The sequence below is a fragment of the Sphaerobacter sp. genome, from assembly GCF_019683595.1.
GTDB lineage: Bacteria > Chloroflexota > Chloroflexia > Thermomicrobiales > Thermomicrobiaceae > Sphaerobacter.
The window spans coordinates 1-9,552 of the sequence record NZ_JADGHZ010000135.1; the positions used below are offsets into that span (position 1 = coordinate 1).

10 protein-coding genes are annotated in these 9,552 nt (G+C 69.1%); 8 read left to right on the forward strand and 2 right to left on the reverse strand.

Annotation, left to right across the window (positions count from 1 at the left end; all coding sequences use genetic code 11):
• Nucleotides 1-151: 151 nt before the first annotated feature.
• The 4 genes from argC (at nucleotide 152) to IRZ30_RS12845 (ending at nucleotide 4,162) form a co-directional block, all read left to right on the forward strand.
• The gene (gene argC, locus IRZ30_RS12830) at nucleotides 152-1,201 is read left to right on the forward strand and encodes an N-acetyl-gamma-glutamyl-phosphate reductase (RefSeq protein ID WP_294085701.1); all 1,050 of its coding nucleotides are present in this window, start codon (nucleotides 152-154) and stop codon (nucleotides 1,199-1,201) included.
• A gap of 163 nt (nucleotides 1,202-1,364) precedes the next feature.
• Nucleotides 1,365-2,006 carry a class I SAM-dependent methyltransferase gene (locus IRZ30_RS12835; protein ID WP_294085702.1) on the forward strand — a complete coding sequence of 214 codons (642 nt, stop codon included), beginning with the start codon at nucleotides 1,365-1,367 and terminating at the stop codon, nucleotides 2,004-2,006.
• Between the two features lie 150 nt (nucleotides 2,007-2,156).
• Nucleotides 2,157-2,993, forward strand: coding sequence for a [LysW]-aminoadipate kinase (locus tag IRZ30_RS12840; RefSeq protein ID WP_012870705.1), 837 nt, complete (start codon nucleotides 2,157-2,159; stop codon nucleotides 2,991-2,993).
• Nucleotides 2,990-4,162 carry an aspartate aminotransferase family protein gene (locus IRZ30_RS12845; protein WP_294085708.1) on the forward strand — a complete coding sequence of 391 codons (1,173 nt, stop codon included), beginning with the start codon at nucleotides 2,990-2,992 and terminating at the stop codon, nucleotides 4,160-4,162. Before IRZ30_RS12840 ends, IRZ30_RS12845 begins: the two co-directional genes overlap by 4 nt.
• 9 nt (nucleotides 4,163-4,171) lie before the next feature.
• Here the strand turns inward: IRZ30_RS12845 and IRZ30_RS12850 are convergent, their stop codons facing one another.
• Both IRZ30_RS12850 and IRZ30_RS12855 read right to left on the reverse strand, forming a co-directional pair.
• Nucleotides 4,172-5,500, reverse strand: a complete 1,329-nt coding sequence (locus IRZ30_RS12850) for an MFS transporter (protein ID WP_294085710.1) — start codon at nucleotides 5,498-5,500, stop codon at nucleotides 4,172-4,174.
• Nucleotides 5,497-6,201: a metalloregulator ArsR/SmtB family transcription factor gene (locus IRZ30_RS12855; protein ID WP_294085712.1), complete on the reverse strand. Its 705-nt coding sequence runs from the start codon at nucleotides 6,199-6,201 to the stop codon at nucleotides 5,497-5,499. The genes IRZ30_RS12850 and IRZ30_RS12855 overlap by 4 nt, the downstream gene beginning before the upstream one ends.
• Nucleotides 6,202-6,823: 622 nt before the next feature.
• Here IRZ30_RS12855 and IRZ30_RS12860 point away from each other — a divergent pair.
• The 4 genes from IRZ30_RS12860 to IRZ30_RS12875 form a co-directional block, all read left to right on the forward strand.
• On the forward strand, nucleotides 6,824-7,429 hold the full coding sequence (locus tag IRZ30_RS12860; RefSeq protein WP_294085714.1) for a DUF1326 domain-containing protein: 606 nt from the start codon (nucleotides 6,824-6,826) through the stop codon (nucleotides 7,427-7,429).
• A 310-nt stretch (nucleotides 7,430-7,739) separates the two neighbouring features.
• Nucleotides 7,740-8,540: a DUF429 domain-containing protein gene (locus IRZ30_RS12865; RefSeq protein WP_294085716.1), complete on the forward strand. Its 801-nt coding sequence runs from the start codon at nucleotides 7,740-7,742 to the stop codon at nucleotides 8,538-8,540.
• Nucleotides 8,541-8,681: 141 nt separating this feature from the next.
• On the forward strand, nucleotides 8,682-9,200 hold the full coding sequence (locus tag IRZ30_RS12870) for a DUF1648 domain-containing protein (protein WP_294085718.1): 519 nt from the start codon (nucleotides 8,682-8,684) through the stop codon (nucleotides 9,198-9,200).
• A gap of 107 nt (nucleotides 9,201-9,307) precedes the next feature.
• A partial coding sequence (locus tag IRZ30_RS12875; RefSeq protein ID WP_294085720.1) for a pyrimidine dimer DNA glycosylase/endonuclease V occupies nucleotides 9,308-9,552 on the forward strand: 245 nt, incomplete at its 3' end.

Here is a 9,552-nt window from a genome sequence, read left to right on the forward strand (position 1 = left end):
GTAGGGCATACTGCGTATCGCATATCGCGTATTCAGTACTCCTCCTCTCTCCCCTGGTGGGCTCCGTCCGAGAGGGGCCGGGGGTGAGGGGGACGCATGACGCGTGACGTATGACGCATGACGCATCACGCATGACCCAGAAAGGACTCCCATGACTCTCTCAGTCGCCATCCTTGGTGGGTCGGGTTATGCCGGTGGGGAACTGCTCCGGCTGCTGCTGGGGCACCCGGAGGTGGAGGTGACACAGGTCACCTCGCGCTCCCGAGCCGGGAAGTTCGTCCACACCGTGCACCCGAACCTGCGCAAGCGGACGCAACTGAAGTTCATCCCGCCGGAGAAGCTGGAGCGGGTCGACGTGCTCTTCTCCGCGCTGCCGCACGGGGCGACGGCACCCCAGGTGAAGGATCTGCTGGAGCACGGCTCGATCGTGGTCGACCTGAGCGCCGACTTCCGGCTGCGCGACCCGGCCGCCTACGAGCGCTGGTACGGCTGGAGCCACCCGTTCCCGGAGATGATCCCGGACACGGTCTACGGTATGCCCGAGCTGCACCGGGAGGAGATCCGCACCGCCCGCTACATCGCCGGGCCGGGCTGTACCGCGACGGCGGCCATCCTGGGGCTGGCGCCGCTGTTCCGGGCCGGGGTGGTCGATCCGTCCATGCCGGTCGTGATCGAGGCCAAAACCGGCTCGTCCGGCGCGGGGGCCGAGGTGACGCTCTCCAGCCACCACCCGGAGCGCGCGGGGATCATCCGCTCGTTCAAGCCGACGGGGCACCGGCATAGCGCTGAGATCCTGCAGGAGTTGGCCGTCGACGGGGTCGCGCCGAACGTGCACTTCACCGTGACGAGCGTCGAGGCGGTGCGCGGCATCCTGGCGACCTCCCACGTTTTCCTGAAGGAGCCGCTGGCGGACAAGGATCTGTGGAAGATCTACCGGGGCATGTACGGCGATGAACCGTTCATCCGCCTGGTGAAGGAAGCGAGCGGCATCCACCGCTACCCGGAGCCGAAGATCCTCTCCGGCACGAACTACTGCGACATCGGCTGGGAGTTGGACGCGGACGGCAAGCGGCTGGTCGTCATGGCGGCGATCGACAACCTGATGAAGGGCGCGGCCGGGCAGGCCGTGCAGGCGATGAACATTCGCTGCGGCTTCGACGAGACGGCCGGGCTGGAGTTTCCGGGGTTGCATCCGATTTAGAGTGGGGCACCCCTCACCCCCTAGCCCCCTCTCCCACAAGGGGAGAGGGGGAAGGAGGATGGGGTTGCCTATCCTAGGTCAATCTGTCAAGCGAATTCCGTGTTCCAAGCTCCTCCCCTCTCTCCTCGTGGGAGAGGGGTCGGGGGTGAGGGGAAGACCCTAGATGCGACGTGTTCTCACCATCATCGGCGCGATCGGGGCGCTGGCAGCAGCCGCGGTCTGGTGGCGGCGGCAGCGAGAGGCGCCCACGCCGTTCTCGGCACGACTGTCGTGGGTGCTCAGCCTGCCGCAGTTTGAACACGCGCGGGCCGATGTCATCCTCGACCGACTCGACCTGCGACCGGGGATGCGCGTGCTCGACGCCGGGGCCGGCACGGGCCGCCTGTCGATCCCGGCGGCGCGGCGGGTCGCCCCCAACGGCGAGGTCGTGGCGGTCGACATCCAGCCCGAGATGCTGGCGAAGCTGGAGCAGCGGGCGGCGGCCGAGGGGGTGACGAACATCCGCACCGTGCAAGCGGCGCTGGGGAGCGGTGCGCTGGAGCCGGAGAGCTTTGACCGCGCGCTCCTGGTCGCCGTGCTGGGCGAGACGCCGGATCAGCTCGCGGTGCTGCGCGAGCTGCATGCCGCGCTGAAGCCCGGCGGCATCCTCTCGGTGAGCGAGGGCTTCCCTGACCCGCACTACCAGCGCGCCGACCACGTGCGGGCGCTGGCGGCGGTCGCCGGGTTCCGACCCTGGCAGGAGTGGCGCACCCGGCTCGGCTACACGCTGCATCTGGTGAAGGAGGAGACGGCCCTTACCCCCTGACCCCCCTCTCCCAACTTTGGGAGAGGGGGAACGAGGGACGGGAGCCGTGTGGCGTATCGCGTATTCCGTGTTCTGTACTTCTCCCCTCTCCCAAGGTTGGGAGAGGGGCTGGGGGTGAGGGCGTTTTCCCGTACGACGACGGAGGGACCGATGCTGATCGTCAAGCTGGGTGGGAGCGCCGGGATCGATCCCGGGCCGACGCTCGACGACCTGGCGGAACTCTCGAAGACCGAGCGGGTCGTGTTCGTCCACGGCGCAAACGCGACGATGGACGAGTGGACGCGCGCCATGGGGCGTGAGCCGCGCCTTGTCTATTCCAAGACCGGGCAGGTGAGCCGCTTCACCGACGCCGAGACGATGGACCTGATGCTGGCGGTGTACGCCGGGCTGGTCAACAAGCGGCTGGTGGAGGGGTTGCAGGCGCGCGGCGTCAACGCGGTCGGCCTGAGCGCGCTCGACGGGGGCATCGCCCGCGGCCCACGCAAGGACACCCTGCGCGCCATCGAGGACGGCAAGCCGAAGGTCCTGCGCGGGGACTACGCCGGCAGCATCACCCGGATCGACACCCGGCTGATCGACCTGCTGCTCGACAACGGCTACCTCCCGGTGCTGACACCCCCGGCGCTCTCCGATGCCGGGGAGGCGATCAACGTCGACGGGGACAAGCTCACCTTGCGGCTCGGTCTCGCGCTCGGTGCCGACGCGCTGGTGATCCTCTCCAACACCGCCGGGCTGCTCCGTGACCTCAACGACCCGGACTCGCTGGTGCGGCAGATCGACGTCAGTGACCCGGCCAGCGTCGAGGCCGCGATGGAGGCGGCCGGGGGGCGCATGAAGAAGAAGGTGCAGGCGGGCGTGGATGCCGTTGCCGCCGGGATCGGGCGGGTGATCTTCGCCGACGCGCGCGTGCCGCAGCCGGTGCGGCGCGCCCTGGCGGGCGAAGGGACCGTGGTGATGGCGAGCGCGCCGATTGGAGCCGAGGCATGAGTCAGGCCCTGAACGTCGACATTGTCCGGACCGACAAGGATCTCCAGCCGCCGCTCTACGCCAAGCGCGACATCGCGCTGGTGCGCGGCGAGGGGGTCTACCTTTGGGATGCCGACGGTACCCGCTACCTCGACCTGGTAAGCAACTACGGTGTCAACATCCTCGGCCACGCCCACCCGAAAGTCACCGAGGCGATCCAGCGGCAGGCCGCCACGCTGGTGAGTTGCCACCAGTCGTTCGCCAACGACGTACGCTCCGCGTTCCTCCAGAAATTGCTCAGCATCGCCCCGGCGGGGCTGACCCACGCCTTTCTGTCCAACTCCGGCACTGAGGCGATCGAGGCGGCGCTGAAGTTCGCCTACGTCGCCACCGGTCGCACCAAGGTGGTCGCCGCCAAGCGTGGTTACCACGGCCGGACCCTCGGCGCGCTGGCGGCCACGGCCGACAAGAAGTACCGCGACCCGTTCGCCGGGGCGCTCGCCGATGCGACGCACGTCACCTACGGCGACGCCGAGGCGCTGGCCGAGGCGGTTGACGAGGCCACGGCCGCCGTGGTGCTGGAGCCGATCCAGGGCGAAGGCGGCATCCACCCGGCGCCGCCGGGCTACCTGGCCCGTGCCCGGGAGATCGCGCACGCGGCCGGCGCGCTCGTGATCTTCGACGAGATCCAGACCGGCTTCCGCACCGGCACCTGGTTCGCCTGCCAGCACGCCGGGGTGACGCCCGACCTGATGGCTCTCTCCAAGGGGCTTGCCAACGGCGTGCCGATCGGCGCCACGCTGATGACGGCCGAGGTGGCTGGGGCGCTGGAAGGCGGGGTGCACGGCACCACCTTCGGCGGCAACCCGCTGGCCGCCGCCGCGGGGCTGGCGACGCTGGAGGCGCTGGAGGCCGAGGGCTGGCTGGCGCACAGCGCCGAGGTCGGGGCCTACTTCATCGCGCAGCTCCGGTCCCTGGCCCACCCCAAGATCCGCGAGGTGCGTGGACAGGGGTTGATGATCGGCGTGGAGCTCAAGAGCCGGGCGACGCCGGTCGTGCGTGCCATGCAGGAGCGCGGCGTGCTTGCCCTCATGGCCGGAAGCCTCACCGTCCGCTTCCTCCCGCCGCTGCTCCTGACCCGCGAGCAGGTGGACACGGCGGTGTCGGTGTTCGCCGAGGCGCTGGGGTAGGGGCGGTCCTCACCCCGAATGAAGCCCGGCCCCCTCTTCCACCGGGGGAGAGGGGGCCGCTGTGTGGGAGGGCTCCGTCTCCTCCATACGCAGGAGCGCGATGAGGCCCGAGGCGAACGTGAGCGCGGCGACCGCGCCGACGGCCCAGGAGATGCCGAGCAGATCGGCGAGCGCTCCGGCGAGGAGCGCCCCCGCGACGTAGCCGCTATCGCGCCAGAGTCGGTAGACGCCGACCGCCGAGGCGCGCCACGTGGGCGGTGCCACGTCGGAGACCACGGCGAGGAGCGTGGGGTAGACCAGGGCGGTGCCGATCCCCAACAGGACCATGGCCACCAGCCACGAGTCGAGACCGGCCGTGAGCACGACGAGCGCGACCCCGGCGGCCTGCACCCACATGCCGGCGACGATCGGCACCTTGCGGCCGATCCGGTCCGAGAGGGCGCCGGTCGCCAGTTGGCCGAGCCCCCACACCCCTGGGTAGACGGCCGCGAGGAGCCCGATCTGATCGACCGGGAGCCCGGCCGCTGCGAAGACGACCGGAAAGAGCCCCCAGGCCATCCCATCGTTGAGGTTGTTGACCATACCGGCCTGGCTGGCCGAGAAAAGCACCCGGTCCTTCCAACTGACGCGGCGCAGAATCTCGGAGAACGCCGGCGGGCTCTCCGGCGTATCAGCCGCGTTGCGCCCAGTGCTCCGTTGCCGGGCGAGAGCCTCGTGCCGGGCGTGTCCCTGTGACTCGCGGACGAAGACGGCGGAGAGGAGCAGGCCCGCGAGGGCGAAGCCCACCCCGAGGTAGAACGGCGCGGGGCGCAGGCCGTAGCTGGTCGCGACGTAGCCGGAGACGAACGCGGCGAGCGACACCGCCAGGTACCCGGAAGCCTCGTTGAGGCCCATGGCCAGGCCGCGACGGGCCGGACCGACCAGGTCGATCTTCATGATCACGGTGGTCGACCAGGCCAGCCCTTGATTGCAGCCGAGCAGAACGTTGGCGAAAACGATCCAGCCCCAACTTGGTGCGAGCATGATCAGGAACGGCACCGGCAGGCCGAACAGCCACCCGGCCAGAAGGATCCGCCGCCTGCCCGCGCGATCGCTGAGGCGGCCGGCGACGAGGTTGGCGAGTGCCTTGACGATCCCGAAGGTCGCGATGAAGGAGAGGATCGCGCTGCGGGAGGCCAGGCCGAACTCCTGCTCGGCGACCAGCGGCAGCACAGCCCGCTCCAGGCCGACCATGGCGCCGACGAAGGCGGTCACCACGACCAGGAGCGTGAACTGCCGCCAGTTGGCGGCGAGGCTGAGCGCCGGACCCGACGACGGAGTTCGGACCGGGCTTGTCACGTAGTGCTCCTCTGCGGCGTGCCGCGATTTGCAGCGGAGCCGTGTCGTTCGACGGGGTACCCCGCGGCCTGCCATTCAGGGAAGCCGTCGACGAGGCGAAGCGCGCGGAAGCCCCGGGCGCTGAGCAGACGCACGGCCCGGTCGGCGTAGACGCAGTAGGGGCCGCGGCAGTAAGCCACGATCTCCCGGTCCTTGGGGAGATCGGCGAGGTGCCGCTCGAGTTCATCCACCGGGATCGAGCGCGCGCCCGGGATGTGGCCCTGCTCGTACTCGACGGCGGGGCGCACGTCGAGGACGGCCACACTGCCGTCCTGCATGCGCCGGTGGAGTTCCTCCTGATCGATGGCCTCGAGTCCGTCCCGGTCGGCGAGGAAGGTCTCGACCAGGCGATCCACCTCGGCCAGTTGCCTGGTGCCGAGATCGCGCAGCGTGCGCCAGAGCGTGAAGACGTCAGGCGTGGCCAGCCGGTAGGTAACCGTCACCCCTTCCCGCTCGGCCTCGACCAGACGCGCGCGCCGCAGGACCTGGAGGTGAGCCGACGTATTGGCCACGGTCATCCCAGCCTCGGCGGCCAACTCTTCCACCCGCCGCGGCGCCTGGGCCAGCAGGTCGACGAGTTCGAGGCGATGGGGATTGGCCAGGGCCTTGGCCACGGTGGCGAACTCGCCATAGAGCCGGTCCTTGAACGCCCGCTTGTCCACCGCTTCTCCAATCGCTTGGTCTATTAATCAAACAATCTTTAGAATACTCCCAAGCGGCTACCGGAATCAAGGGGCATGCACGGTCATGTGAGGGCCATCAGGTTCGGGAGAGCAGCGGCCACAGTTCCATCGCATCGGCCCGCTGAGCCGCTGGTAGAGGGGTGGGGTGCCCTGGAGCTAACCCCTTGCCCGTAGGAGTCCCACGGCAACCCCGGTTCGCCGGTCCGGCGTTCCCGATCGATGCGCGTCTCGTCGTCGCGCAGGGGACGAACCTCCCATCGGTGAGTCCCGCCGGGACATGCCGAGGAACTCCCGGGTGGCGGATGGCAGTGCCGACGTCGTCATCGCCAATACCGTCTTGGACGCGGCGGGCGCCTCCAGCGCGGCTGCGTGTGGCACCCGCGAGGTGAAGATATGGTGGCGTGGAAGATGCTAAGCGAACGGCCAGCGGAACACACCTGACCAGGATGCCGGCTCGCGCCGGGGAATCACCGCGGCGCGATCGCGCCGACCAGTGGAGCCCATGGCGAGCCGTCGCGGTCACATCGCGTCGCGAAGGAACAGGAGGTGTGGCCCGAACGTGCCCCGGCCCCCGGGCATCTTCATGCAGGGAGGGTGATCCATGGCGTACGAGCTCGAAGGCCGGCTGCTCGAAGTCTGTGACTGCAACGTCCTCTGCCCGTGCTGGATCGGCGAGGACCCGGACAACGGGACCTGCGACTCGATGCAGGCCTACCGCATCGACCGGGGCACGATCGAGGGCGTGGACGTCTCCGGGCTGACGTTGGCCGAGATCGATCACATCCCCGGTAACATCCTGGAGGGTAACATCCACGGCGTGTTCTTCATCGACGACGCCGCCACGCCGGAGCAGGAAGAGGTGCTTATTCGGGCGTGGTCGGGCGAGCTTGGCGGGCCGCTGGCGGATGTGGCCGGGCTCTATGGCGAGATCCTGTGGCAGCGGGCGCCGATCACTTTCACGGTGGAGGGTGGGAAAGGCACGCTGACCATCGGCTCGATGGCCGAGGCGACGATGGAGCCATACCGCGGCCCCACCGGTGAGGTGACGACCCTGAACGAGAGCATCTTCTCCACGATCCCCGGCTCCCCTGCGTTCGTCGCGAAGGCCGAGCACTACCGGCGCGAGTCGTCGCGCGACTACGGCCTGCCGGACGTGAATCTGCGGGGGCACAACGCCATCCAGGGCTACTTCCACTTCAAGGCATGACCGCGCTGCCCGGGTCCGGCACCCGGGCAGCAGTGTGTCCCGGAGCGGCGTTGCGGTCAGATACAATCCCCGCCGACACGAGGAGCCCCTGCCCGAGCTGGCAGGGGCTCGATCCTGAGCGCTGCACGGCTGGTGGATGGCCCTGATTGAGGCGGGCCGAGGCGATCCAGGCCGGGTTCGGCCGCGGCGAAGCGTGACAGACAGTCAGAGTAGAAAATATGTTCTGATTTGGTGTTCGTATAGGTAGAGGCTGCTCGCGCTTCGACGGCCGATTCGGCCGTGCGGGTGTGCTCCTGGCCGGGGAGGGGCGGTGCGTCGCGTCTACGGGGTCGACTTCAGCGGGGCGAGGGACGCCGGGCGGCGGATCTGGATCGCGCGCGGGGAGGTCGTGGACGGCGCCCTTCGGATCGAGGCGTGCCACCGGGCGGCGGACTTGCCGGGCGGAGGGACCGAGCGGGAACCGGCGCTGTCGGCCCTGCGACGGCTCATCGCGGCGGATCCCGGCGCGGCTGTCGGGCTCGACTTTCCCTTCGGGCTACCGGCGGGGCTGGTCTCCGAGGGGGACTGGGAGTCGTTCGCGCGCGGGTTCGCCCGGCGGTACCCCGACGCCGATGCCTTCCGCCGCGCCTACGTTGCCGCGGCCGGTGGGCGAGAGTTGCGCCGGTTGACCGACATCGAGGCGGCAACCCCGTTCTCTCCGTACAACCTTCGAATCTACCGGCAGACGTACACCGGCATCCGCGACCTGCTGACGCCGCTGGTGGCCGCCGGGGCCGCCTGCGTTGTCCCGATGCAGCCCGCGTTGCCGGGGCGGGCCTGGCTGCTGGAGGTCTGCCCGGCGTCGACGCTCAAGCGGGACGGCCGCTATGCTCCCTACAAGGGGCGGGGTGAGGCGCGCCGCGCCGGCCGGGCCCGGATTCTGGAGGCGCTCGAACTCGCGGAGCGGGTCGCCATTCCTGCTGAGGTCCGGCGCGCCGCGCTCGACGACACGGGCGGTGACGCGCTCGACAGCCTGCTCGCCGCAGTCGCGACCTTCCGGGCCATTACCGACCCGGCGTTTCCCGGGCCGCGCGACAGCCGGTACGCGCGCGAAGGCCGGGTGTATGTGTGATGCGTGTTGCGTGCTTCGTGTTCCGTATTGGACTCTCTATATAATGATTCCAGTGTTGAGGGAAGCTAGCGGTATAGCCTGCGCTCTACGGAGCACGCAACACGGAACACGCAACACGAAGCACCTACCACAAGGAGCGGTATGACTGGGACGTCCTGGAAGCGAGAACAGCGACCGGTGCTCGACCTGCCGCGATCGTCGTTCGAGATCGTGGGGGAGTTGCTGGCGCTGGTCGGCGTCATCGTCACCGTTGCCATCCTGCTGTATGCCTGGCCCGACCTGCCCGACCGGGTGCCGACGCACTTTGGCGTGACCGGGGAGCCGGACTCCTGGGGACGTAAGGCGACTGTCCTCTTCCCGCCGCTCGTGATGATGGTGCTCTATACCGGGCTCACGATCCTGAACCGGTTCCCGCATGCCTTCAACTATCCCCGGGTGATCACCGAGGAGAACGCGCCGCGGCAGTACGGATTGGCGCGCACGCTGATGACCTGGCTGAAGGCGGAGCTGACCTGGCTCTTCGCCTACCTCGAGTGGAGCATCGTCCGGGTGGCGCAGGGTGAGGCAACGGGTATCGGCGTCACCTTTCTGCCGGTCATACTCATCATCATGTTCGGCACGATCGGTGTCTACTTCTGGGCCTCAGCGCGGAAGGCGTAAGCCCGGCGGCTGAGCGGTTGCGTCAGCCGGAGCGCGGGGGCGCAGCGGTCCATCGTGCGGTCGTTGCCACAACAGCCCGCCAGCAGCGGTTCGATTGGACGCAGCCCATGCGCATTTGGGATCTCCCGCCCGAGTGCCTCTGCCGCCAGCATCTTCTCGGCGAGCACCGTGAGTTGCACGCGCTCTGGTCGATCCTGACGCAGGGGAAGCCGGGGTTCGCCAACCACCCGGAGACGCGCCGCTGGCGCGGCAAGCGCAAAGCCCTCTTCCTGCGGCACGACCAGCTCGTCGCCGAGATGCAGCGCCGTGGCTCTTTCTCATATACACATCTCCCACCCCACGAGCCACAGCG

What these genes read in the sequence shown, in the direction of transcription:
- IRZ30_RS12870 (WP_294085718.1), top strand. Translation starts at nt 8,682, where the DNA reads ATGACTGGGACGTCCTGGAAGCGAGAACAGCGACCGGTGCTCGACCTG.
- IRZ30_RS12860 (WP_294085714.1), top strand. Translation starts at nt 6,824, where the DNA reads ATGGCGTACGAGCTCGAAGGCCGGCTGCTCGAAGTCTGTGACTGCAAC.
- IRZ30_RS12835 (WP_294085702.1), top strand. Translation starts at nt 1,365, where the DNA reads ATGCGACGTGTTCTCACCATCATCGGCGCGATCGGGGCGCTGGCAGCA.
- argC (WP_294085701.1), top strand. Translation starts at nt 152, where the DNA reads ATGACTCTCTCAGTCGCCATCCTTGGTGGGTCGGGTTATGCCGGTGGG.
- IRZ30_RS12845 (WP_294085708.1), top strand. Translation starts at nt 2,990, where the DNA reads ATGAGTCAGGCCCTGAACGTCGACATTGTCCGGACCGACAAGGATCTC.
- IRZ30_RS12840 (WP_012870705.1), top strand. Translation starts at nt 2,157, where the DNA reads ATGCTGATCGTCAAGCTGGGTGGGAGCGCCGGGATCGATCCCGGGCCG.